Consider the following 25057-nt stretch of genomic DNA (forward strand, 5'->3'; position numbering starts at 1 on the left):
AAACCCGCAATGCCCTTGACGCCGCATCACGCGGCGTTCGCCAGCGTCAGCCGCGCTTCGAGCCCGCCGCCGTCCGGCCGGTTGCGCAACGTGAGCGTGCCGCCCATCGCGAGCGCGAGCTGGCGCGCGATCGCGAGGCCGAGGCCCGTGCCGCCCGTCTCGCGATTGCGCGACGTCTCCACGCGCCGGAACGGTTCGAACACCGCGTCGAGCTGATCGTCCGGAATGCCGGGGCCGCGATCGAGCACCGCAATGACCGCGCCGCCGCCCGCTGCCGGCTGCACGTCGATCTCGGCCGCGCCCGCGAACTTCAGCGCGTTGTCGACGAGGTTGCCGACGATCCGGCGCAGCGCCTTCGGCCGCGTGACGAGCGCGAGCGGCCCGCCGCTGTGCAGCGCGACGTCCTGCCCCGCATCCGTGTAGTCGCACACGATGCTGTCGAGCAGTGCGTCGAGATCGATGCGGCGCGCGGCCTCTTCCGTGCCGTGCAGCGTGCGCGCATACGCGACGCCTTCCTTCACCAGATGCTCCATCTCGAGCAGATCCTGGCGCAGCTTCGCGCCCTGCGCACCGTCGTCCATCACGTCGACGCGCAGCCGCATCCGCGTGATGGGTGTCTGCAAGTCGTGCGAGATCGACGCGAGAATCTGCATGCGCTCGGCCATGTACTGCGCGATGCGGTCCTGCATCGCGTTGAACGCGCGGGCTGCGCGCGCGACTTCGGACGGGCCGTCCTCGTTCAGGCGTTCGCCCTTCAGGTCGGGGCCGAGCGCGTCGGCCGCCTGCGCGAGCTGCTTCAGCGGCCGCGTCGCGAGCCGCACCGCGAGCCAGCAGCACGCGGCCAGCACCGCGAGCTGCAGCGCGAGCACGACCGGCAGCCAGCCCGACAGCGGCACCGTCGACATCGGGTGGATGTCGATCGTCAGCGGCGAGCCGTCGGTCAGGCGCAGATGCACCTGCAGATGCTCGCGATCGCCGGGGAGCGCGTTCGCGGTCAGCGGGTAATCGCCGCCGATGCCGTCCGAAATCGAGCGCTCGACGCGCGCCGAGAGCCGCGCCTCCGGAGGCGTGCCCGTCTGGCCCGGCCCGAGGATGAACGCGTAGCTGCGCCGCGCGAGACGCGGCAGCCACGCGGCGCGCTGGTCGGGCGGCAGGTGGTCGAGCAGCGCGACCGAGCTCGCGACCTCGCGCTCGATGTAGCCCATCATCAGGTTGGTGGTCGCCTGGTCGCGCTCGGTCACGGTGAGCCAGAACGACAGCGTCTGCGCGAGCGCGAGGCCCACGCACAGGATCAGCGCGAGCCGCGCGAACAGCGAGCGCGGCCAGTGCCACAGCGTGCGCGTGTTCATGCGTCGCCTTCGACCGCGGTCACCGCCGACGAGAACACGTAGCCCTCGTTGCGCAGCGTCTTGATGTAGCGCGGCTCGCGCGCGCCGTCACGCAGGCGCTGCCGCAGCCGGCTCACGAGCAGGTCGATCGACCGGTCGAACGGATCGGACTGCCGGCCCTGCGTGAGGTTGAGCAACTGGTCCCGCGTCAGCACGCGCTGCGGATTGTCGAGGAACACCCGCAGCAGCCGATACTCGGCGCCGCTCAACGCGACCAGCGTGCCTTCGGTGTCGAGCAGGTGACGCCCCGTCGTGTCGAGCCGCCATTCGCCGAACGCCAGCATCGCGGCCGTCTCCGTCACCTGCATGCCCGGCGGCAGCATGCGCGCGCGGCGCAGCACCGAGCGGATCCGCGCGAGCAGTTCGCGCACCGCGAACGGCTTCGCGAGATAGTCGTCGGCGCCCATCTCGAGGCCGATGATGCGATCGGTTTCCTCGCCGCGCGCGGTCAGCATCAGCACCGGAACCGTCCGGAACTTGCCCGCGCGCAGGTCGCGACACAGCGTGAGGCCGTCCTCGCCGGGCATCATCAGATCGAGCACGATCAGGTCGGGCGCGCCGTCGTCGAGCGCGTTGCGCATCTCGCGGCCGTTCGCGGCAAGCGACACGCGCATGCCGTTCTTCTCCAGATAGTCCGCGATCAGTTCGCGGATCGCGCGATCGTCGTCGACGATCAGTACGTGGTCGATCTTGTCCATGAGTCGATGTCGTTGGCGTGATGTTCCGGCTGGCGATGTCCGCTTTTATACCGCATCGCAGGCGCGCGTTTGTATCCCAATGTATCGCGCCGCCGCGACGACACACAACATTGCACAGGCGCGGCTTGCCGGACACACCGCAGATACGTCGGCGCGGCCCAATGACGGCTGTCGAAACCTGTCCGGCCCGCGCACTTGCGCGGCGGCCGGCCGAACCGGAGAACCGTCATGCTGCCCAGATTCAGGACCGCCGCCCTCGTGATCGCCCTCGCCGCCACGGCAGGGCTCGCCGCATTCGCCGGCACCCGCGACGACGCGGGCACGACCACCTCGCTGGCCGGCACGCCAGCGCCCGACTTCACCGGCATCGAGCGCTGGCACAACAGCGCGCCGCTCAAGCTCGATCAGTTGCGCGGCAAGGTCGTGCTGGTCGATTTCTGGACGTACTCGTGCATCAACTGCATTCATACGATCCCGTACGTGAACGACTGGTACCGGAAGTATCGCGACCAGGGGCTCGTCGTGGTCGGCGTGCATACGCCCGAGTATCCGTTCGAACGCGACGCGAAGAACGTCGCCGATGCGATCAAGCGCTTCGGCATCCAGTATCCGGTCGCGCAGGACAACCGCTACGACACGTGGCGTGCGTACGGAAACCAGTACTGGCCCGCGCTGTACCTGATCGACGCGAACGGGAAGGTCGTCTATACGCGGTATGGCGAGGGCGGGTATGACAAGACGGAAGCGGCGATCCGGGGGGCGCTGGCGCAGGCGGGAGAAGGGGCGAAGGGCGCGACGCATACGCAGTAGCATGCGCCCCCATGCGATTCACCGTGACCTACCCCCGCTTCGCATCCGCCTCCGCCAGCATCGCCTCCCCGATCGCGAGATTCCCGTCCGCGATCAGCGCGTCGCCCGCGCCGCGGATATCGTCGACCGCCTTGTTCTGCCCGAGCTTGCGCTTGCCGACGAGCCGCGTGATCTCGATCTGCAGCCCGACGATCGACTGCAGCATCGTGTCGAGATAGTCCTTTGGCGCGTCGGCCATCTTCCAGGGCACCGGCTGCGACGCCTCGTGCGTGCGCGTCAGCCGCGCGACCACGCCGCGCACGAACTTCTCGTCGTCGCGCACCGTGATGCGGCCGTGCGCATGCACGACCACGTAGTTCCACGTCGGCACCTGCCGATGCGCGGCATGCTTGCTCGGGTACCAGTTCGGCGAAATGTACGCGTCGCCGGCGCGGAAGATCACGAGCACGTCGTCGCCGTTCGCGACCTCCTGCCAGACCGGATTCGCACGCGCGACGTGCGCATGCAGTTCGCCGAGGCCGCCGTCGCCCGGCAGCAACTCGAACGGGAGGTGGTTCGCGTCGAGCCCGCTCTTCCCGTGCGTGACCAGGCTGCCGAACGGATGCTGCACGATCAGTTCGCGCAATGCGTCGGGGTTGGGCTCGTTGAAATCGGCAGGTACGTACATGTCGGCTCCACGGTCGTGCAGGGATTGAAATGACGCGGGCACTGGCCCGTCATGCGCAGATTGTGACCGCTAACTGGTTTATTCTGTAGAGCCGGTTTCGAACAATTTCAGAAGACCAGAATCATGGCCAGAACCGCCCGGATCGTCGAAATCCCGTCGCTCGGCGTGCTCGACCGCGCGGCCGGCGACCTGAGCCGCCAGCTCGCGCAGGCGTTGCGGGAAGCGGTGCGGCGCGGCGACGTGCGGCCCGGCGACACGCTGCCGTCGACGCGGCTGCTCGCGACGTCGCTCCAGGTCGCGCGCGGCACCGTCGTCGACGCGTATGCGCAGCTCGTCGCCGAAGGCTTCCTGGCGGCGCGCGGCGGCGCCGGCACGCGCGTCGCGAACGCGCTCGCCGAGCCCTCTCCGCCGGCCGTCGAACCACCCGCCGCCCGGCGGCGTGCCGCACACGCCGGGCTGCCCGAACCGGCCGCGACGTTCGCGCGGATCGCCCGCGAATTCCGTCCGTTGCCGGCCGTGCCGTTCGCGATCTCGGTGCCGGTCGGGCTCACCGCACCCGACGACATCTGGCGCCGGCTCGGCAACCGGCTGCGCGCCCGCGGCGCCGGTGCGCCGTCCGGTTATGCGGATCCGCAAGGCGCGCTGCCGCTGCGCGAAGCGATCGCCGATTACGTGCGCCGCTCGCGCTCGGTGCGCTGCAGCGCCGATCAGGTCGTGATCACGAGCGGCACGCAACAAGGGCTGCACCTCGCGAGCCAGGTCCTGCTCGGCCCGAACGATCGCGCGTGGGTCGAGAATCCCGCCTATCGCGGCATCACCGCACTGCTCGAGAGCACCGGGCGGCGTGACGCGATGGTCCGCGTGCCGGTCGACGCGGACGGCATCGACGTCGAGGCCGGCATCGGTCTCGCGCCGAACGCACGCGCGGCGTTCGTCACGCCGTCGCACCAGTATCCGCTCGGGATGCCGATGAGCATGGCGCGGCGCAACGCGCTGCTCGGCTGGGCGCGCGCGCATCGCGCGTGGGTGGTCGAGGACGACTACGACAGCGAGCTGCGCTACGAAGGCTATCCGTTTCCGTCGCTGCAAGGGCTGGATCCAGAACACGTGATCTATCTCGGCACGTTCAGCAAGATCCTGTTCCCGTCGCTGCGGCTCGGCTACGTGATCGCGCCCGGCGATCTCGTGCCCGCGTTCTGCGGTGCGCGCGTGCTGATGGATCGGCACGCGCCGACCGCCGATCAGCACGTGCTCGCCGCCTTCATCGCGAAAGGGCATCTCGACCGCCACATTCGCCGTGTGCGCGGCGTCTATGCGGAACAGCGCGCGTTGCTGATCGACACGCTCGGCGCGCGGCTGCCGCGCGAGCGCGCGTGGGTGCAGCCTGGCGATCAGGGGATGCACGTCGTGCTGTGGCTCGCGGAAGGGATCGACGATCTCGACGTGGTGGCGCGCGCCGCGCAGGCGGGCGTCGCGGTGCGCGCGGTATCGCCGATGTTCGCGCCGGGCACCGCGCGCCCGGGCCTCGTGCTCGGCTTCGGCGGGTTCGATCGCGCACGGATGGAAGCGGCCGCGCAGCGCCTAGCGGATGTGGTCGGCGAAGCGGCCGGCACCGTTTCATCGGAAGAATCGCGGCAACGCGTACGACCAAAACGCGTACGACCAAAGGTTGTCCGCGGGAAACAAACGTAATCGTCTGTAAATCCTGCAAGAAAACGGGCTGTTTGGCCACGGGCAACGGTTCGCGGTTTGCTAGGATCGCGCCTTTTCCGCTCGCGCTCCTGCCGCCGTGAATCGCTTCGTGCCGTTTCTTCGAGACCTGTGTCTTCGCTACCGCACCGGCGCCCGCTTGCTGGGCGCCGGCGCCTGGCATCGCCTGCGCCATCCGACGCGCCGCGGTGTCGCCCTGACGCTCGCCGCGATACCGGTGCTCGGCCTGCTGGTCCTGCTCGCGTTCGTCCCGTTCACGCCGAGCATCGGCGACATCCGCAAGGCACGCATCGACCGCCCTGCGCGCGTGCTGTCGGCCGACGGTCAGCTGATCGCCGAGTTTCGGCCCGTCAATCGCGAATGGGTGCCGCTCAAGCAGATCTCGCCGCACATGGTCGACGCGCTGATCGCGACCGAGGATCACCGCTTCTACGCGCATCACGGCATCGACTGGCGTCGCACGCTCGCGGCCGGGCTGCACACGTTCTCGGGCAGCCGCCAGGGCGGCTCGACGATCACGCAGCAGCTCGCGCGCAACCTGTATCCGGACGAAGTCGGCCGCGCGCCGACGCTCACGCGCAAGGTGAAGGAGCTGATCACGGCGTTCAAGATCGAGACGGTGTACAGCAAGGACGAAATTCTCGAGACCTACCTGAACACGGTGCCGTTCCTGTACAACGCGTACGGCGTCGAGATGGCCGCGCGCACCTATTTCGGCAAGTCGGCGGACCAGCTCGACATCGTCGAAAGCGCGACGCTCGTCGGAATGCTGAAGGGCAACAGCTACTACAACCCGGTGCTGAACCCGGAGCGCGCGGTACAGCGCCGCAACATCGTGCTCGCCCGGATGGCGGCAATGGGCATGCTATCGCAGCGGCAGCTCGCGCAGTTGCAGCGCCGGCCGCTACGTGTCGACTTCGAGCCGCAGACCGCGCAACCCGGCCTCGCCCCGCACTTCGCGGTGCAGCTGCGCAAGTGGCTGATCGCATGGGCCGACCGCAACAACTACGATCTCTACGCCGACGGCCTCGTCGTGCGCACGACGCTCGATGCACAGCTGCAGGACATGGCGACGCAAGCGCTGACGCAGCAGACCGATCGCCTGCAGGCAATCGCCGACAGCGCGTGGCACAACCCGTCCGGCTGCGGGCTGCGCAACAACCTGTTCCGCGGCTTCATCCGGCAGACGCCCGACTATCGCGCCGCGCGTGACGCGGGGCTCACCGATGTGGCGGCGCTGAAGCAGCTCGGCGCGAATCGCGCGTTCATCCGCGCGTTGTGCGAGCGCAAGACGCAGGTGCAGGCGGGCTTCGTCGCGATCGATCCGCGCAACGGCGCGATTCGCGCGTGGGTCGGCAGCCCCGATTTCGGCAGCGAGCCGTTCGATCACGTCGTGCAAGCGCGGCGCCAGCCGGGCTCGACGTTCAAACCGTTCGTCTATGGCGCCGCGTTCGCGGACGGCATGCAGCCGGGCGATACGTTCGTCGATCGCCCCGTCGCAATCCCGATCGGCGCGCACGCGGTGTGGCATCCGACCGATGCCGAGCCGCCGACCGACGCACCGATGACGCTGCGCGACGCGCTTGCGCTGTCGCGCAATCGCATCACCGCGCAGGTGATGCAGCGCGAAGGCGCGGCCAGGGTCGCGCAGCTCGCGCGCGCGATGGGCGTGCGCGACAGCGCGCTCGACGCGGTGCCGTCGCTCGCACTCGGCACGAGCCCCGTCACGCTGAAGGAAATGGTGTCCGCGTACGGGACGATCGCGAACCGCGGCGTGTACGTCGCACCGCAGATGATCACGCGCATCGAGGACCGCGACGGCAAGGTGCTCGCCGCGTTCGGCAGCGCGCCGCCCGAACGCGCGCTGCCGGTGGCCGCGGCACAGACGCTGGTCGACGTGATGCGCGGCGTCGTCGATTACGGGACCGGTGCCGACATCCGCTCGCGCTACGGGATTCGCGTCGACGTCGCGGGCAAGACCGGCACGACGCAGGACAACACGGACGGCTGGTTCATCCTGATGCATCCGCAACTGGTGGCTGGTGCATGGGTCGGCTTCGACGACGGCAGCGTGACGCTGCGCAGCGACTACTGGGGCGCGGGCGCGCACAGTGCGCTGCCGATCGTCGGCTCGTTCTACGATGCGGCGCTGCGTGCGCGCGCGATCGATCCGCACGCGCAGTTTTCGCCAGACTTCCGGCCGCGCAGTGCACCGGCGCCCGCACCGAGGCGGCGTCCGCATCCCGGCCTGTTCGACTGGCTGAAAATCTTCCGCTGAGCACTGCTCGGCAACGACGCCTCGTCCTCCCGGACGAAGCGATCCCGGCATGCACCGCCTTCGTCGGAGCGGCCGTCGTCAGTCCGCCGTGTCGCCGCTCTTCGGCAGCTTCGACCAAGCGTTGCGTCCCGGCGCCGGCGACCATGCCGGACGCGTCTTGCGCGCGCTGTCGATCACGACCAGATAGCGGCCGGCGATCGGCGTGATGTCGCGATCGCGGCGCAGCACCCACAACGACTTGCCAGCCTCGACGCGCGCCTGATAGTCGTCGTCGAGAATGCCGTGCCGGTCCAGGAACGTGTTCAGCGAAGCAGGAATGCGCACACAGCCTTTCGAGTGCCGGATGCCGAGCAGCGGCTCGAGGCGATCGGGGTCGGTCGCGTGCATCTGGAAGCGCATCGGCGACTTGCCGCCCTTGCCCCAGCCCCGCTCGCCGTCCACCCAGCCGAAGTCGTAGATGCGCATGTCGCGCATGCCGTAGCCGCGAATGCCGTTGTCGTTCGTCGTGCCTTCCGCGCGGAAGTCCATGTTGTCGGGTGAATGGTGGAACACGCCGAGCGGCGTCAGGAAGTGATCGTATTGGCCGGGCCAGCCGGTGGCGACCGGCGACGCGCCGATCAACAGCCACGCATTGGACGGCGTCGCGCGGAAGTAGATGAACAGCGCCTGCACGTTCGGCGCACGGTCGACGAGCGCAACGTATTCGCCGGCCAGGTCGCCGAGATCCGCATCGGCGAGCGCGTTCTGAAGGCGATCGCCATACGCGCGCTGCTCGCTCGCGGGCACGTTCAGGCGTCGCTTGACTTCCTGCGTGAAGCGCTTGCGCATGTCGATCGCACGCGCGGTCGCGTTCTTCGCCTCCTCGGCCGACAGCGGAGGGTGCCGGCGCGGCGGCGTCGGTGCGGGTGCTTCGGCTTCGCTCGCCGGTGTGCCGGATGCTGCCGATGCCGCGGAAGCCGGAGAGGCCGCGGACGCAGCGGATGCCGGCGATGCCCCGCTGGCGGGTAACGCATGATGCACGGCGGACGCCGCAGACGCGGGCCCAGCCTCCGACGACACATGCGCTGGCGAAGCCGGATGCGCGGCCGAAGCAGATGATGAGGAAAACGTAGCAGTGGCCGGCGGCACGTCGGACGCAGCGAGGGCTGGCCGCGCGACGAGAACGGAAATCGGGAGAGCGGCTGCGAGCCACACATACGTGGCGAGCGCCAGGGTACGGCAACGCAGCTTGGACAACCGCCGCGTCAGGTCGGAGAGCATCATGCGATCGAAGCCATCGGCCGAGCCGGCCGCCGCACGTTGCAAACGGCGCATCTCCCGCGCGAGCCATCGACATGCCGGGGGCACGCATGCGCCCGGCGCCGACGCCTCTTCCCGGTGGAGTCGTTCGCAGTACAACGCGTTCGGTCCAATGGCGGCTAATGAGTCGTCAGGTCTTTCATTCTACCCGCTCGGAGACGAATCGGCAGGGCCGAACCCCCGGTTTCGCGGCGGTTTTGCGCTTCGTCACGCTTTGTTTCAACTCGTTTCCGCTTGCTTCGCCGCTGCATGGCAGGTTGCTTCGCTGGGCGTTTCCGGCAACTCGAAGCGCCGGAAATTCACGCGCGTGCCGCATGCGGCACGTGCGTGCGCAACCCCGCGTCTACTTCGAAATGGCTTCGAGCGCGATGCCTTTGGTACGCGGCCCCATGAATCCGATCGCGGCCATCACGATCACCATCGCGCCGGCAATGAACGCGAACACGCCGAACGTGCCGAAGCCCTTCAGCACGGCCGCGATCACGAACGACGAGAAGATCGCCGAGAAGCGGCTCCATGAGTAGACGAAGCCCACTGCGCGCGCGCGGATCGACGTCGGGAACAGCTCGGCCTGATAGGCGTGGAAGCTGTACGACATGATGTTGCTCGCGAGCGTGAGACCGATGCCGAGCACGATCAGGAACGCGCCCACCGTCGTCTGGCTGAACAGCAGCCCGCAGACGACGATCGCCGCCGCCATCGCGACGATCACCGACTTGCGCTCGAAGCGGTCGGCAATCACGAGGCCGATCAGCGGGCCGAGCGGTGCGGCGAGCGCGATCACGCTCGAATACATGAGGCTCGACGTGATCGTGATGCCCTGCTTGATCAGCAGCGTCGGGACCCAGTTCGCGAAGCCGTAGAAGCCGACCGTCTGAAACACGTTGAAGATCGTCATCATGATCGTGCGGCTGCGATACGGCGGCACCCACATGTCGCGGAAGCTGCCGCGCGGCGGCACCGGCTCGGCCGGCGCGGGCGGCGGCAGCGGCCGGCCGTATTCGGCTTCGACCTTCGCCTCGAGCGCGCGCATGATGCGATCGGCTTCGTCGACGCGACCCTGCTGCGCGAGCCAGCGCGGGCTCTCCGGTAGCTCGCGGCGAATCCACCAGACGAACAGCGCGCCGTGCGCGCCAATCAGCACGACCCAGCGCCAGCCGTCGAGGCCGAGCGGGGCGTGCGGCACGAGCAGGTACGCGAGGAATGCGACCACCGGCACTGCGACGAACCCGACCGCCTGCTCGCACGCGAACGCGCGGCCGCGGATCTGCTTCGGCACGAGTTCGGAGATGTACGTGCCGATCGTCACCATCTCGACGCCGAGGCCGAGGCCGACGACGAAGCGCCAGAAGTTCAATCCGCCTGCCGTATCCTGGAACGCCATCACGACGTTGGCGGCGGTGTACCACAGCAGCGACCACGTGAAGATCGCGCGGCGGCCGAAGCGATCCGCGAGGAAGCCGCATGCGATCGTGCCGATGAAAAGGCCGGAGAACAGCGCGGCGATGAAGCTCGCGACGCCCGTGGTGCCGAACAGGCCGTGCGTCGTCGCGGACAGAATCCCGCTTTTCACGAGGCCCGGCGCGACGTAGCCGCTGTACAGCAGATCGTAGAGTTCGAAGAAGAAGCCGAGGCTCAGCAGCACGACGAGCTTCCAGACGCTGCGGGTCGGCGGCAGGCGATCGAGGCGGGCCGAAATCGAGCCGGCGTCGATGGAAGAGGACGAGGCGGCTGCCTGTGGAAAGCTGTCCGTTGAGACCATCTTGGTCGTGTCTCCTGATCGTGTCGTGTGTTTTGTTGTCCGGCGGCCGGCGGGCCGCCGTCGGGCGATTCGCTGCATTGTACCGGCACGCCGCTCGGGCCGCGTTGCATGGCCAACCGGTTCGGACACCCCACTTTCGCGCCGGCTATTGTGTAAATTGCGTAACGTTCTGTCGGATCTGTAAGGTTCGCCGGCGTCACGACGTTGCGCTGCCGGACTGCGAATGCGACCGTCACGGCCCCGCCGGCAAGGGCCCGCGCGGCAATCGCATGCCCGTGCGGGCACCGCTGTACGCGAAAGGGAAGGCGCACGATCGGCAGCGCCGCGGCCGCCATGCCCCGGTAACATGCTACCGGGCCAACTCCCGGCTTCCGGGCGCCTTGCGGCACCCGGCATTGTCGGCAAAACGTAAGCATTCCATGTCCATACAACGACTATCCACGTACGCACGCCGAATCGCGCTGTTCGCACTGCTGCAGTTCGCGGCGATCGCGACCGCGTCGGCATTTCCGACGGCCGCGTCCGCACCGGGCGCGAGCGGCGTCGGCGTCCCCGTGCCGACGATTTCGCTCAGCGACGCCGTTGCGCAACTCAAGCAGATGCAGGTGCAACAGGACCGCATCAAGCAGCAGACGTCGAACGCGACCAACAGCAAGGAGCTCGACGAGCTCGGTGACGCGACCCAGGAACTGAGCGCCGACGTCGACAAGCTGCAGAGCCAGCTCGCGCCGCAGCGCACGCAGGTCCAGGCGCAGCTCGACGTGCTCGGCCCGCCGCCGGCCCCGGGCGCATCGCCCGAAACACCCGCCGTCGAACAGCAGCGGGCGACGCTGAACGCGCGCAAGGCGCAGATCGACGCGGCGCTGAAGCAGGCCGCCGACCAGAAGACCAACCTCGCGAACCTGAACGACCAGTTCTCGAAGCTGCACCGCAGCCTGCTGAAGAACCAGCTCGCGTTCCGTTCCGGCAGCATCTTCGGCGCGCAGTTCTGGCTGCCGCTGTTCCATCTGTCGCCGGACGACGTGCAGCGGCTCGACGATTTCAACGACGAACTGCGCGACATGCTGCGCTCGTCCTGGACACCCGGCCAGCGCGCGCTCACCACGCTGCTGATGATCGCAGCGCTCGCGGTCTGGCTCGGCGGCCGCCGCATCGTCGAACGCGGGCTCGCGTGGTTCTGCCTGAACCGCCTGCCGCCCACCCGGCTGCGCCGCAGTGCGCTGGCGCTGGCCACGGCGTTCTCGACGCTGCTCGCGACCGCGGTCGCCGTCCAGATCCTCTATCTCGCGCTCGCCCGCCACTCCGAGCTCACGTCGTCGATGACCGATCTGTGGGACCAGTTCGCGAAGCTCGCCGTGACCTGCGCGCTGATCGCCGGCCTCGGCCGCGCGCTGCTCTGCACGAAGCATCCGTCGTGGCGGCTGCCCGCGCTCGCCGATCCCGTCGCGCTCGCGATGAAGCCGTTCCCCGGCGTGCTGGCCGCGCTGCTGCTGATGTCGGGCACGCTCGAATCGATCAACCGGATCGTCGATACCAGCCTGTCCGTCACGCTGTTCGGGCGCGGCATCGTCTCGCTCGTCGTCGCGCTGACCGTCGGCGCGTCGATCCTGCGCGCGAATCGCGTACGCAGCGCGCTTGCGGCATCCGGCGAGGCGCCCGAGGATCGCTCGACGCTCGCGGGGCTGATCCATGCGGGCGTCACGCTGGCGATCGTCGTGTCGCTCGGCGCGCTGCTGATCGGCTACATCACGGTCGCACGCTTCATCACCTACGAGCTTGTGTGGTTCGAGATCGTGCTGTGCAGCGTCTACATCATGACGCAGCTGACGCGCGACGCGAGCGAAAGCCTGTTCTCCGCGAACCTGTCGACCGGCAAGCAGATCAAGCACCTGTTCGCGCTCGACGACCGACATCTCGACCAGGCCCATACCGTCGTGTCCGGCCTCGGCACGAGCCTGCTGATGCTGGTCGCGGCGATCGCGTTGCTGACGGGCGGTTTCGGCACGACGCCGAGCGATCTGCTCGACAGCGCGGTCGCGATGATCGGCGGCCAGCGGCTGCAGAGCCTGAACATCATGCCCGACCGGATCATGAACGCGGTGATCGGGTTCGCGATCGGCTTCTACCTGCTGCGCTCGGTGCGCCGCTGGCTCGACAGCGAGTTCATGCCGGCACTCGGCATGGATGCGGGAATGCGCGTGTCGCTGATCACGCTGTTCACCAACGTCGGCTACGTGCTGCTCGTGCTGATGGCGCTCGGGCTGCTCGGCGTCAGATGGAGCAACCTTGCGTGGATCGTCAGCGCGCTGTCGGTCGGTATCGGTTTCGGCCTGCAGGAGATCGTGAAGAACTTCGTGTCGGGGCTGATCCTGCTGACCGAGCGGCCGGTGAAGGTGGGCGACATGGTCAGCATCGCGGGCGTCGAAGGCGACATCCGCCGCATCAACGTGCGCGCGACCGAGATCCAGCTCAGCGACCGCTCGACCGTGATCGTGCCGAACTCGCAACTGATCTCGCAGAACGTGCGCAACGTGACGATGGGCAACAGCACGCAGGGCGTCGCGACGCTGATGCTCACGTTCCCGCTGAACACCGACCCCGAGCAGGTGCGCGACCTGCTGCTCGACGCGTATCGCGAGCATCCGGCGATTCTCGACAAGCCGGCGCCGTCGGTCACGTTCAGCCAGCTGGCGCCCGACGGGATCACGCTGAGCGTCACGGGCTACGTGGCGAGCCCGCGGATCGCGAGCGCGACGAAGAGCGACCTGCTGTTCGAGATCCTGAAACAGTTGCGGGCGTCGCAGATCACGCTGTCGACGCCGCAGATGCTGGTCGTGCAGAACATGCCGGCAATCGACGGATCCGCAACTCACAAATGAATACGTGATCGGGCGGGCGCAGATCGGGCATCGCCGCGCACACATCGCTGAAAACGACAAGGGCCGGTTACCGCCTTCGCGGCAACCGGCCCTCGTCATTCGAACGTCGACGCGCCCTTGCGGGCCCCTCCGTCAGACGTCGAACTTCACGCCCTGCGCCAACGGCAGCTGACGGCTGTAGTTGATCGTGTTCGTCGCACGGCGCATGTATGCCTTCCACGCATCCGAACCCGACTCGCGGCCGCCGCCCGTTTCCTTCTCGCCGCCGAACGCGCCGCCGATCTCCGCGCCGCTCGTGCCGATGTTCACGTTGACGATCCCGCAATCGCTGCCCGCCGACGACATGAACTGCTCGGCCTCGCGCATGTCGTTCGTGAAGATCGCCGACGACAGGCCCTGCGGCACCGCGTTGTGCACGTCGATCGCGTCCTCGAAGTTGTCGTAGACCATCACGTAGAGAATCGGCGCGAACGTCTCGCGCTCGACCACCGCCGATTGCTTCGGCATCCGCACGATGGCCGGACGCACGTAGTACGCATCCGCGTGACCGACATCGACGCGCTCACCGCCCTTCACTTCGCCGCCCTGCTCGCGTGCGTCGGCCAGCGCCTTCTGCATCGCGTCGAACGACGCACGGTCGACCAGCGGGCCGACGAGCGTGCCTTCCTCGAGCGGGCTGCCGACCTTCACCGACGCATAGGCCTTCTCGATGCGCGGCAGCAGCTGGTCGACGACGCTGCGATGCACGATCAGGCGGCGCAGCGTCGTGCAGCGCTGGCCGGCCGTGCCGACCGCCGCGAACGTGACGGCGCGCACCACGAGGTCGAGGTCGGCGCTCGGCGCGACGATCATCCCGTTGTTGCCGCCGAGCTCGAGGATGCCGCGTGCGAGACGCTGGCTCAGCACCTTCGCGACTTCCTGGCCCATCCGCACACTGCCCGTCGCGCTGACGACCGGCACCTTCTTCGACGACGTCAGCACCTCGCCGACATCGCGCATGCCGAGCACCAGCTGGCTCAGGCCCTTCGGCGCGACGCCCGGGTGGGTCTTCTCGAATTCGCGGATCGCCTTCTCGAGCAGCACGTGGCACGCAATCGCGGTGAGCGGCGTCTTCTCCGACGGCTTCCACACGACCGAATCGCCGCACACGAACGCGAGCGCCGCATTCCAGGCCCACACCGCGACCGGGAAGTTGAACGCCGAGATCACGCCGCACACGCCGATCGGGTGCCACGTCTCCATCATCCGGTGACCCGGGCGCTCGGACGCGATCGTCAGGCCGTAAAGCTGGCGCGACAGGCCGACCGCGAAGTCGCAGATGTCGATCATTTCCTGAACTTCGCCGAGCCCTTCCGACGTGATCTTGCCGGCTTCGAGCGTGACGAGGCGGCCGAGTTCGGCCTTGTGCTCGCGCAGCACGTTGCCGAACACGCGCACGAGCTCGCCGCGCACCGGCGCCGGCACCGTGCGCCACTTGAGGAATGCGTCGTGCGCGGCGTCGATCTTGAGCTCGGCGTCGGCGGGCGAGTCAACCGCCAGCGTCGCGAGCGTCGCGCCGTCGAGCGGCGAACGCGCGGTCAGCGCATTGCCTTTCCACTGGGCGAGATCGATGTCGAGCGCAGCAAGAATGTCGTTGAATTGCATCACTTCCTCTTCAGGGACAGATTGATCGGTGCGGCGGCAACGCCGCCCGCGTGATTCGATTGGAGCGCGTTCGCGCGCCCGGTGCAAGCGGATGTGCAGCTCGGCAGGCCCGGTGCGCCGCGTGGCGCATCGCGCGGCGCCGCCACCGGAAACCCGGCCGGACGGCACGCCCCGGCCTCGCGAGGCACGATCCATGAGACACATTGTCGGTGGCCACAAGTCGGGCCGCTATTGATATTAACTCACGACTTCATTCCCAAAACGCAACACCCGGGCAGGACGAGACCGCTTGATTCGGTACGGTCATGGGACATGTCCGGGGCCGGTGGCCGGGCCGCCGGGCCGCCGGGCCGCCGGGCCGCCGGGCCGGTTTCGATGCGCGACAAGTTGATGACAAAGTTGCATCACCCTGTGCGGAAATATCGTTTGCCGCGCATGCGGCCGGCACATACGATCGGTGCGGCGTCGAGGTGCACCGCACCCGGCGCCCCGACGCGCCGCCGATCAGCGGCCGGACGACAGACGAAGGCGACACGCGTCGCGGCCCGGTGCACCGGTCGTTCCGGTCGATCCGGATCAAGCCCGCGCAGCAGTGCCGCTGCCCGCCGTGGCGGCCGGCGACGCGTCACGCTTCGCAGCCAAAAAAACAATCCTGGAGACAGCGCCCAGCACCCGCCATGCATTCAGATGCCCGCCCCGACTCGCCCCGTCCGTCCGGCTCGCCGCCCGCGAAGCCGTCCCTCCACCGCGCACTGCAGGCGCGCCATCTGCGGATGATCGCGATCGGCGGCTCGATCGGCACGGGCCTGTTCGTCGCGTCCGGCGCGTCGATCTCGCAAGCCGGCCCCGGTGGCGCGATGCTCGCGTACATGCTGATCGGCCTGATGGTCTACTTCCTGATGACGAGCCTCGGCGAAATGGCCGCGTTCATGCCGGTGTCGGGCTCGTTCGCGACCTACGGCGCGAAATTCGTCGACGAGGGCTTCGGCTTCGCGCTCGGCTGGAACTACTGGTACAGCTGGGCCGTGACGCTCGCGGTCGAACTCGTCGCCGCGCAGCTCGTGATGCACTACTGGTTTCCGCACGTGCCAGGCGTCTGGTGGAGCGCGATCTTCCTCGCGCTGATCTTCGCGCTCAACGCGCTGTCGGTGCGCGGCTTCGGCGAAGCCGAATACTGGTTCGCGCTGATCAAGGTGCTGACGGTGCTCGCGTTCGTTGGCGTCGGCCTGCTGATGATCTTCGGGATCATGCAAGGCGGCCCGAGCGCGGGCTGGGGCAACTTCACGATCGGCGACGCGCCCTTCGTGGGCGGTTGGGCAACGATGCTCGGCGTCGCGATGATCGCGGGCTTCTCGTTCCAGGGCACCGAAATGATCGGCGTCGCGGCCGGCGAATCGGAGAACCCGCGCACGACGATCCCGCGCGCGGTCAGCCAGATCTTCTGGCGCATCCTGCTGTTCTACGTGTTCGCGATCTTCGTGATCGGCGTGCTGATTCCGTACACCGACCCGAGCCTGCTGAAGAGCGACGTCACCGACGTGGGCGTGAGCCCGTTTACGCTCGTGTTCCGCCACGCGGGCCTCGCGTTCGCGGCCGGCGTGATGAACGCGGTGATCCTGACGGCCGTGCTGTCGGCCGGCAACTCGGGCATGTACGCGTCGACGCGGATGCTCTATAACCTCTCGGTCGAAGGCCGCGCGCCGAAGCTGTTCGCGAAGCTGTCGCCGGGCGGCGTGCCGCGCAACGCGCTGTACGCGACGACCGCCGTCGGCGCGCTGTGTTTCTTTACGTCGCTGTACGGCGACAAGACGGTGTACCTGTGGCTGCTGAACACGTCGGGCATGGCCGGGTTCATCACCTGGCTCGGCATCGCGGTCAGCCACTACCGGTTCCGCAAGGGCTTCCTCAAGCAGGGCTATCGGCTCGACCAGCTGCCATACCGGTCGAAGTGGTTTCCGTTCGGCCCGCTGTTCGCATTCGCGTTGTGCGCGGTCGTCGCACTCGGCCAGGACTACCAGGCGTTCCTCGCCGACAGGATCGACTGGGCCGGCATCGCCGCGACCTACATCGGCCTGCCGTTCTTCCTCGCGATCTGGCTCGGCTACGCGCTGGTGCGCAAATGCCGGCTCGTCCGCTACGAGGACATGGAGATCGCGCCGTGGATCGAGCGCAACGCGACGCCCGAAGCGACGGTAAAGGCCAGTACCGGCTATCCGGCCTACGTTGCCGCCCCGCCGAACCCGACGCCGGGCGCCTGACGCCCGGTCGTGCAACGGCCGCCGCCCGACCGCCGCGGCCGCTGCACTGAAGAACCCATTCGACGCGACGCGCGCGTTCAGGCAAGATCGACGCGCGCCGTCCGTTTTTCCGTCGTGACGAATCACCGAAAACGCATGCAGAACTTCTACGAAGCCACCGTTACCCGCCAGCCCTACCCGCAACTGACCGGCACCATCGACACGCAGGTCTGCATCGTCGGCGGCGGCCTCGCCGGCCTGTGCACGGCGCTCGGCCTCGTCGAGCGCGGCGTGCAGGACGTCGTCGTGCTCGACGGAGAGCGGGTCGGCTTCGGCGCATCGGGCCGCAACGGCGGCTTCGTGTTCGGCGGCTACAGCCTCGACAACGCGGACCTGCTGCGCACGCTCGGCCGCGACGAAGGCCGCCGCCTGTACCGGCTCACCGTCGATGCGGTCGACCTGATCCGCGCGCGGATCGCCCGCTATGGGATCGACTGCGACATCGTCGACGAGGGCGTGATGCTCGCGAACTGGTTCGACGATCCATCGCGGCTCGACGGCGTGCGCACGCTGATGAAGCAGGAATTCAACGTCGACTGGGAACCCGTTTCGACGGACGCGCTGCGCGCGCGGCTGAAGACACAGCGCTATTACGGCGGCCTGTTCGAGCCGAACGCGTTTCACTTCCATCCGCTCAAGTACGTGCTCGGCGTCGCGGCGGCCGCATCGCGCGGCGGCGCGCGCGTGTACGAACGCTCGGCCGCGCTCGGCATCGCGCGCGAAGGCGCCGGCTACGTCGTGCGCACGGCGCAGGGCACGGTGCGCGCGAAGGACGTCGTGTTCGCCGGCGGCGGCTATGCACGCGGCGTGTCGCCGCGCATCGAACGCGCGGTGCTGCCGATCGCGACCTACGTGATCGCGACCGAACCGCTCGGCACGCGCCTGCCCGACGCGATCGACGCGCCGTACGCGATCTACGATACGCGTTTCGCGTTCGACTACTACCGCCCGCTGAAGGACACGCGCATTCTGTGGGGCGGCCGGATCTCCGTGCTCGACCGCGGCCCCGACGCGATCGCGCGGCTGCTGCGACGCGACCTTTTGCGCGTGTATCCGCAGCTCGAAGGCGTGAAGGTCGAATACGCCTGGGGCGGGCTGATGAGCTACGCGCGGCACAAGATGCCACAGATCGGCCGCGACGCGGACGGCGTGTGGCACGCGATCGCATTCGGCGGTCACGGGATGGCGCCCACCACCGTCGCCGGCGAAGCGCTCGCCGCCGCGCTGGCCGGGGAGCGGCCCGTGCCGGAGGGCTTCGCCGCGTTCGGGCTCACGCGCACGTTCGGGCTCGCGGGACTCGCCGCCGCGCAGCTCACGTACACCGCGTACCAGGCCCGCGACGCGCTCGCGTCGTGCCGGCGCTGAGCGGCGGCAGCAGCCGAAACCGCACGGCCGATTAGAACGAAAGGTCGGCCGGGCCGGCATTTCCCGCATGCTAGAATGGATTTTTCATGCCGCCGCGAACCCACAACAAAGTCACATGAAAGCTGGAAGCAAGGCCGCCACGTCCGAAAGCCGCGCACTTGCGACCGATGCGCGGCGCAAATACGATCCCGAGCAAACCAAGCGCAACATCCTCGACGTCGCCACGCAGGAGTTTTCCGCGATGGGCCTCGCCGGTGCGCGCGTCGACGCGATCGCCGAGCGTACGAACACGACGAAGCGGATGCTGTACTACTACTTCGAAAGCAAGGAAGGCCTGTACGAGGCCGTGCTGGAGAAGGTGTACGGCGACATCCGCGCACTCGAGCAGGAACTGCACGTCGGCGACATGGAGCCGCGCGAAGGCATGCGCCGGCTCGTCGAATTCACGTTCGACTATCACGACAAGCACCGCGACTTCGTCCGCCTCGTGTCGATCGAGAACATCCACGGCGCGAAGTATCTCGAACAGCTGAAGTCGTTCAAGAACCGCAACGTCAGCATCATCAAGACGCTCGAGGAACTGCTCGAGCGCGGTGCGGCGAGCGGTGCCTTCCGCAAGGACATCGACGCGTTCGACCTGCATCTGCTGATCAGCTCGTTCTGCTTCCACCGCGTGTCGAACCGTTATACGTTCGGCGCCGCGTTCGGCCGCGATCCGTCGGCGCCGCGGCTGCGCGCGCGACATCGCGAGACGATCACCGACTCCGTGCTGCGCTACGTCGCCGCATAGGCGCACCGCGCGATTCCGCCCGAAGGCTGGCCGGCGAGCATTCCACTCGCCGCCCGGCACACCTCCCGAACCTCGCCGCGCCGCCTGCAACCGGCACGAGCCGAACGCACGCCGCGCGCTGCTTCATGCCGCCTCACGCCGCGCGTGCGTCGCGGGCGAGTCCGTCGGCACGGTCGACGCCAGCGCGATCCGCGCCTTCTCTTCCGGGCTTCCCGCCACGTAATATTTCTTCGCCCAGCTCGAATCCGGTGCGAGCGCGAGCTGCCGCTGCGCACCGGCGCCATGCCGTTTCGTTTCGATCGACAGCGCCCGCGCGCGGTAGTGCTCGTAGAGCCGCAGGAATTCCGCGAGATAGATCGCCGCGATCCGCGTGTCGCGAATCTCGAGCAGGTTCTCGTCGTTGTACTGCTCGGAGTTGCGGCTCATGTTCGCCGAGCCCGTATAGACGATCGGGTTCGCGCCTTCCGCATCGATCACGATGAACTTGTGGTGGATCACGACCGGCGGGTACGCTGGCGCCGGCTCGCCCGGAAAGAGGCGCAGCTCCGGTTCGAAACCCTGCGGCACCGTTGCCGGCGAAAAATAGGCGGCATCGATCACGTCGCGCCGATCGCGCTGGCGATGGTAAAGCTCGAGGTTCGCGAGCGTCGCCGCATCGAGCGACTGCCCGTCGTGCTGCGCGGCATCAGCCTTCGTCGCGCTACCAACGTTGATGCGGTTCACCAGGCCGAACATCATCAGGCCGCGGTCGCCGGCTGCAAAGCATGCGTCGCGCAGCGCAGCGTCAGTCGGCATGAACAGGCAGAACGACACCGAATGCTTCGCGGCCGCGATCGCGGCGACGATCGTATCGATCTCGGTGCGCTGCCCCGCCGGCTCCGGCGAAAACGCGACGCGCACTTGCGCGCTGCCGATCGTCATCGGCGCCGACCAGCCCGCCGACAATTTCGCCGTCTCCGCGATCGGCGGATTCGCAGCCAGCGCGTGCGCACGCGCGTTGTACAGCGCCGCGAGCGCCGGCGAATCGAATGCGTGCAGCACGTTCGCCTGCTCCGTCAGCCCTTCGGTCGTGAAGTTCGCGGAACCGGTCAGCACGCGCGTGGGCGTCACCGCGGTTGTCGCATTCGCCGGTGCGTCGGTCACGATGAACTTGTCGTGCATGATGTGCGTCCGGTCGCGCGGCGCGAGCGTCGCGAGGCCCTGCAGCGCGTCGACGGCCGGCTGGTTCGGCGACGGCAGCGGCGGCTTCCCCTTGCGCGCGGTCTCGTGCGCGTCGTAGACGATCGCGAGCGACGCTTCGCCATGTTGCCGTCCGAACGCCTCGAATGCGGGCAGCGCCCACAGCGTGTCCGTCAGATGGTAGACGGCCGACACCGCGCGCGACGCGGGGTCGAGCATCGCCGCGAACACCTGTTCCATGTCGTTCGCGAGCCACGTGCGCAGCTTCAGTGCCTGGTCCGCGCTCGGCGCAGCATCCGGCGCGAGACCCAGTGCCGCGACCTGCTTCGCGAACGCCTGCGAGCTGACGACCGCACGGTTGAACCACGTACCGACACCATCCACGACGTGAGCGGGCAACACGACCTCGCACACGCCGGCCTCCGCATCGAGCACCTGCAGGTGCTCCGGCGTGCCGACGACCGGATAGACGTCATAGCGGAATGACGCATCGCGGTCCTGCGGATCGATGCGCGCGTCCCACCACATGAATTTCTGGATCGGCGCCTGGTCGGTCGGTGCGTCGCCCTGCGTGTCGGCGGCCGGGCCGTCGAACGTGAGCCGGTTCGGCAGCCAGCTGTTCGGCGCCCGCGTCTTGCCGTCGGCCGCCCAGAAACCGGGCGTGCGCCGGATCGCGAAGCCGAGGAAGTCGGTGCGCGACGCCGCGTCGGGCCAGTCGAAGGCCAGCAGGACCAGGGTCGGAGAAAGATAGCTGCGTACGCTGACGGTCATTCGTTGCTCCTGCCGGGCGGCCCGGTCGAGATGAATGAGTCAGTGTTGACGGTGGTTCTTCCCGTGCGATGACGGTTCGATGAACCTTGTATGTCGGACGCGCGTCAATCGCACACGAGCAGCTCGATGCCGCGTGCGGTCAGCGCGCGGCGCACGGCCTTGTCCGGCGCGCGCTCGGTGACGAGGTAGCGCGCGGCCGACGTGCCGTTGATCCGCACCGGCGTCACGCGGCCGAACTTCGAATGGTCGGCAACGATGATCGCCGTGCCGGCGGCCGCGATCATCCGGCTGCGCACTTCGGCCGCGAGCCGCGAGTAGTCGGTGCAGTCGCCGTCGGCCGTGATGCCGCCCGCGCCGACGAACGCGAAATCGACATGGTATTGCGCGAGTTGCTGGATCGTATCGAGCCCGAACGTCGCGTCCTCGTCGTCGGACAGTTCGCCGCCGAGCAGCGTCACGCGATTGCCGTTGCGCCGCGCGAACACGAACGCCGTGCGCCAGTCGTTCGTGTAGATCGACAGCCGGTGCCGGTCGGCCAGCGCGAGCGCGACCGCGTGCGGCGTGCTGCCCGAGTCGATCAGCACCGATGCGTCGTCGGGCACGAATTCGGCCGCGCGTCGCCCGATCGTGCGCTTCGCTTCGGCGTTCGCCGCTTCACGCTCGGACAGGCTCGGCTCGCGGCGGTCCGCTGCCAGCGCGCCGCCATGCGTCATCACGAGCAGGCCGCGCGCCGCGAGCGCATTCAGGTCGCGCCGGATCGTCTCGCGCGACACGTCGAGCGAGCGCACGAGTTCGGCTACCGACAGCGCGCCCGATCGTCCGAGCTCCGACAGAATGTATTGATGACGTTGTTCCGCCAGCATCGCAATGCGCCCGAGGCGACTGGTAATGGGTAAGCCGAGCATTGTATTACGGCCGCTTGACCGCCATTTGACGGCGGTGCGGCTGGCGGTCGTCGCGTTTCACGAAAGCGAAATTCTGTATTGCCCGATGCGCGCGAATCGGCACGGCAAGCGGTTGCTACACTTTGCGTTTCGCCGAACGACAAACCATAAAGGGGCTTGGGGAATGTATCGCAAAGGCAGTGTGCTCGAAATCCAGTTTTCGCCAGAACGACTCAACGACGGAGCGGGCGATCCATACTGGATCGACCTGACGCTCGACGAGGCGCGCCGGCTTTACGAACAGCTCGCTGCGCGCTTCGCGACCGACGCGCGCGCGAACCAGCCGCTCGACACGTTCTCGCTCGACTGACCGCCCGTCCTTTCCGCGCGCCACGGCGCGCTTTCATGCCGCAGCACCTTCATCTGGCCGGCCGGTAACGGAATGGCCGGCGCGCCGCCGCGCTCGCGGCACGTCACGCCCACGGCCAACGCGCCGCGCATGGCAACCGCATGCAGCGCGCACGCGCCACGAGCAAGTGCAGAATCCGACAAGACGGCGGCATCGGCTCGACCGATACTGGCCAACTTCACGATTCGTCCGGCCGTATCGCGGCCCGCCACGCATGTTTACCTCGCTCGTCGCCGCGGCGTTCGTCGCGCTGTGGTCCACCGGCTTCATCGTCGCACGGGCAATCAAGCCCTACGCCGATCCGAACCTGTTCCTGCTCGCACGTTTCGCCGGCACGGCCGTGCTGTTCGGCGCGGTGGCGCTCGCCGCGCGCGCGCCGTGGCCGGCCCGCCGCGAATGGCCGCGCCACCTGATCGCGGGCGCGCTGCTGCAAGGCGTCTATCTCGGCGCCAGCTACTGGGCCGTCGCGCAGGGACTGAATGCGGGCGTGATGGCGTTGCTCGGCGCACTGCAGCCGCTCGCCACCGCCGTGCTCGCAGTGCCGCTGTTCAATGAGCGCCTGCCCGCGCGCGGCTGGCTCGGGATGGCGCTCGGGCTCGCCGGCGTCGCGCTCGTGCTCGCGCCAAAGGTCGCGGGCGGCGTCGCGCCGCCACCGGGCGCCGCGCCCGCGTGGTTCGTCGTGGCCGTGTCGATCCTGTCGGTCGGCTCGATCACCGCCGGCTCGCTGTATCAGAAGGGCAAGCTCGCGCAGAACGACCTGCGCACGGCCGTCGCCGTGCAGAACCTCGGCGCGGCGATCGTCGCGGCCGTCTTCGTCGCGCTGCTGCACGAAACGCGCTGGATCGGCGCGCCGGCGCTGTGGATATCGCTCGTGTGGGGCGTCGTGTTCCTGTCCGGCGGCGCGGTCACGATGCTGATGTGGATGCTGCGGCGCGGCAACGCCGCGCGCGCGACGTCGTTGCTGTTCCTCGCGCCGCCGCTCGCCGCCCTGCAGGGCTATCTGCTGTTTGGCGAAACGCTCGCGGCCGTCCAGCTCGCCGGCTTCGGGCTCGCGCTGGCGGGCGTCGTGCTCGCGCGGCGCTGACGCGGGCGAGTGAGCGAAAGCAGGAAGCGTCCGTCACCGCGCCCCTTCCATGCATCGAAACGAAGCATCCGCGTGCACGCCGGAGTCGACGCGCCCCGCGCGCTGCCCCATGACGATGCAGCGCGTCTCGCCAATGCAACGCGCGGTCGCCGGATCGCATGCCCGGCGCGGCGCCGGGCCGCGATTGCGCTTATGATGGGCGCCTTGCATTTCGTTCCGGAACCACACTCCATGACATCCGCCGATTACGCCAGCCGCCAACGCGCGATCATCGCCGAACTGAACGTCACCCCGCACTTCGACGTCGATGCCGAGATCGCCCGGCGCGTCGACTTCCTCGCGCAGTACCTTCGTTCGACCGGCCTGCGGACCTACGTGCTCGGCATCAGCGGCGGCGTCGATTCCTCGACGGCCGGACGGCTCGCGCAGCTGGCGGTCGAACGGCTGCGCGCCGACGGCTACGACGCCCGCTTCATCGCGATGCGCTTGCCGAACGGCGTGCAGAACGACGAAGCCGATGCACAGCGCGCGCTCGCGTTCGTGCGCGCGGACGAGACGTTCACGGTCGACGTGAAGCCGGCCGCCGACGCGATGCTCGCATCGCTCGTCGCCTCCGGCCATGCGTTCGAAAACCCGGCACAGCAGGACTTCGTGCACGGCAACATCAAGGCACGCGAGCGCATGATCGCGCAGTACGCGGTCGCCGGCGCGCGGCGCGGCATCGTGATCGGCACCGACCACGCGGCCGAATCGCTGATGGGTTTCTTCACGAAATTCGGCGATGGCGGCGCGGACGTGCTGCCGCTCGCCGGCCTGAGCAAGCGCCGCGTGCGTGCGGTCGCCCGCGCGCTTGGCGGTGACGAACTGATCGTGATGAAGGTGCCGACGGCCGACCTCGAGGAACTGCGTCCGCTGCGCCCCGACGAGCACGCGTATGGCGTCACCTACGACGAGATCGACGATTTCCTCGAAGGCAAGCCCGTGGCCGACAGTGTGTACGAAACGGTGCTGCGCTTCTACGACGGCTCGCGCCACAAGCGCGCGCTGCCGTACACGCCGTTCGACTGGCCGGCCGCGTAAGCCGGCGCCGTCGCCGCAACACCATGCCGCGCCGCGCGGAACCCGGCGGTTACGCGCGGCACG

The 25057-nt window shown here is 68.5% G+C and carries 18 protein-coding genes; 10 read left to right on the top strand and 8 right to left on the bottom strand.

The window, feature by feature from the left end; all coding sequences use genetic code 11:
• Positions 1 to 26: 26 nt before the first annotated feature.
• On the bottom strand, positions 27 to 1349 hold the full coding sequence (locus DIE08_RS31505) for an ATP-binding protein (RefSeq protein WP_124905546.1): 1323 nt from the start codon (positions 1347 to 1349) through the stop codon (positions 27 to 29).
• Positions 1346 to 2086, bottom strand: a complete 741-nt coding sequence (locus tag DIE08_RS31510; protein WP_059532572.1) for a response regulator — start codon at positions 2084 to 2086, stop codon at positions 1346 to 1348. The genes DIE08_RS31505 and DIE08_RS31510 overlap by 4 nt, the downstream gene beginning before the upstream one ends.
• A gap of 228 nt (positions 2087 to 2314) precedes the next feature.
• On the opposite strand from DIE08_RS31510, the gene DIE08_RS31520 reads away from it, so the two are divergent.
• Positions 2315 to 2896 (top strand): thioredoxin family protein, encoded by a 582-nt coding sequence (locus tag DIE08_RS31520; RefSeq protein ID WP_059598717.1) that lies wholly within the window; start codon positions 2315 to 2317, stop codon positions 2894 to 2896.
• A 28-nt stretch (positions 2897 to 2924) separates the two neighbouring features.
• On the opposite strand, the gene DIE08_RS31525 is transcribed toward DIE08_RS31520, so the two are convergent.
• On the bottom strand, positions 2925 to 3563 hold the full coding sequence (locus tag DIE08_RS31525) for an FMN-binding negative transcriptional regulator (RefSeq protein WP_124905548.1): 639 nt from the start codon (positions 3561 to 3563) through the stop codon (positions 2925 to 2927).
• Positions 3564 to 3686: 123 nt separating this feature from the next.
• On the opposite strand from DIE08_RS31525, the gene DIE08_RS31530 reads away from it, so the two are divergent.
• Positions 3687 to 5255 (top strand): PLP-dependent aminotransferase family protein, encoded by a 1569-nt coding sequence (locus DIE08_RS31530; protein ID WP_124905550.1) that lies wholly within the window; start codon positions 3687 to 3689, stop codon positions 5253 to 5255.
• 97 nt (positions 5256 to 5352) lie between these two features.
• On the top strand, positions 5353 to 7551 hold the full coding sequence (locus tag DIE08_RS31535; RefSeq protein WP_124905552.1) for a penicillin-binding protein 1A: 2199 nt from the start codon (positions 5353 to 5355) through the stop codon (positions 7549 to 7551).
• Between the two features lie 78 nt (positions 7552 to 7629).
• Here DIE08_RS31535 and DIE08_RS31540 read toward each other — a convergent pair whose 3' ends face one another.
• On the bottom strand, positions 7630 to 8865 hold the full coding sequence (locus tag DIE08_RS31540; RefSeq protein ID WP_185715928.1) for a hypothetical protein: 1236 nt from the start codon (positions 8863 to 8865) through the stop codon (positions 7630 to 7632).
• A gap of 328 nt (positions 8866 to 9193) precedes the next feature.
• Positions 9194 to 10612 carry an MFS transporter gene (locus DIE08_RS31545; protein WP_124905556.1) on the bottom strand — a complete coding sequence of 473 codons (1419 nt, stop codon included), beginning with the start codon at positions 10610 to 10612 and terminating at the stop codon, positions 9194 to 9196.
• Between the two features lie 419 nt (positions 10613 to 11031).
• On the opposite strand from DIE08_RS31545, the gene DIE08_RS31550 reads away from it, so the two are divergent.
• Positions 11032 to 13491, top strand: coding sequence for a DUF3772 domain-containing protein (locus DIE08_RS31550; RefSeq protein WP_124905558.1), 2460 nt, complete (start codon positions 11032 to 11034; stop codon positions 13489 to 13491).
• A gap of 132 nt (positions 13492 to 13623) precedes the next feature.
• Here the strand turns inward: DIE08_RS31550 and DIE08_RS31555 are convergent, their stop codons facing one another.
• Positions 13624 to 15135 carry an aldehyde dehydrogenase family protein gene (locus DIE08_RS31555; protein WP_124905560.1) on the bottom strand — a complete coding sequence of 504 codons (1512 nt, stop codon included), beginning with the start codon at positions 15133 to 15135 and terminating at the stop codon, positions 13624 to 13626.
• A 677-nt stretch (positions 15136 to 15812) separates the two neighbouring features.
• Here DIE08_RS31555 and DIE08_RS31560 point away from each other — a divergent pair.
• The 3 genes from DIE08_RS31560 (at position 15813) to DIE08_RS31570 (ending at position 19587) form a co-directional block, all read left to right on the top strand.
• Complete coding sequence (locus DIE08_RS31560; RefSeq protein ID WP_124905562.1) at positions 15813 to 17393, top strand: amino acid permease; 1581 nt, start codon at positions 15813 to 15815, stop codon at positions 17391 to 17393.
• Positions 17394 to 17528: 135 nt separating this feature from the next.
• A complete protein-coding gene (locus tag DIE08_RS31565; RefSeq protein WP_124905564.1) occupies positions 17529 to 18797 on the top strand; it encodes an FAD-binding oxidoreductase in 1269 nt (422 codons plus the stop codon).
• Between the two features lie 115 nt (positions 18798 to 18912).
• Positions 18913 to 19587 (top strand): TetR family transcriptional regulator, encoded by a 675-nt coding sequence (locus tag DIE08_RS31570; RefSeq protein ID WP_059464545.1) that lies wholly within the window; start codon positions 18913 to 18915, stop codon positions 19585 to 19587.
• A 123-nt stretch (positions 19588 to 19710) separates the two neighbouring features.
• Here DIE08_RS31570 and DIE08_RS31575 read toward each other — a convergent pair whose 3' ends face one another.
• Both DIE08_RS31575 and DIE08_RS31580 read right to left on the bottom strand, forming a co-directional pair.
• The gene (locus tag DIE08_RS31575) at positions 19711 to 21537 is read right to left on the bottom strand and encodes a phospholipase D-like domain-containing protein (protein ID WP_124905566.1); all 1827 of its coding nucleotides are present in this window, start codon (positions 21535 to 21537) and stop codon (positions 19711 to 19713) included.
• Positions 21538 to 21641: 104 nt separating this feature from the next.
• Positions 21642 to 22400, bottom strand: a complete 759-nt coding sequence (locus tag DIE08_RS31580; protein ID WP_124905568.1) for a DeoR/GlpR family DNA-binding transcription regulator — start codon at positions 22398 to 22400, stop codon at positions 21642 to 21644.
• Between the two features lie 205 nt (positions 22401 to 22605).
• Here DIE08_RS31580 and DIE08_RS31585 point away from each other — a divergent pair, with 205 nt between their 5' ends.
• From DIE08_RS31585 to nadE, 3 genes are all read left to right on the top strand, one after another.
• Positions 22606 to 22791 carry a hypothetical protein gene (locus DIE08_RS31585; RefSeq protein ID WP_006752380.1) on the top strand — a complete coding sequence of 62 codons (186 nt, stop codon included), beginning with the start codon at positions 22606 to 22608 and terminating at the stop codon, positions 22789 to 22791.
• 253 nt (positions 22792 to 23044) lie between these two features.
• Positions 23045 to 23914 (top strand): DMT family transporter, encoded by an 870-nt coding sequence (locus tag DIE08_RS31590; RefSeq protein ID WP_124905570.1) that lies wholly within the window; start codon positions 23045 to 23047, stop codon positions 23912 to 23914.
• A gap of 231 nt (positions 23915 to 24145) precedes the next feature.
• The gene (nadE, locus tag DIE08_RS31595; RefSeq protein ID WP_124905572.1) at positions 24146 to 24994 is read left to right on the top strand and encodes an ammonia-dependent NAD(+) synthetase; all 849 of its coding nucleotides are present in this window, start codon (positions 24146 to 24148) and stop codon (positions 24992 to 24994) included.
• The last annotated feature ends 63 nt before the right edge of the window (positions 24995 to 25057 follow it).

The sequence above is a fragment of the Burkholderia sp. Bp9004 genome (assembly GCF_003858025.1).
Lineage (GTDB): Bacteria > Pseudomonadota > Gammaproteobacteria > Burkholderiales > Burkholderiaceae > Burkholderia > Burkholderia diffusa.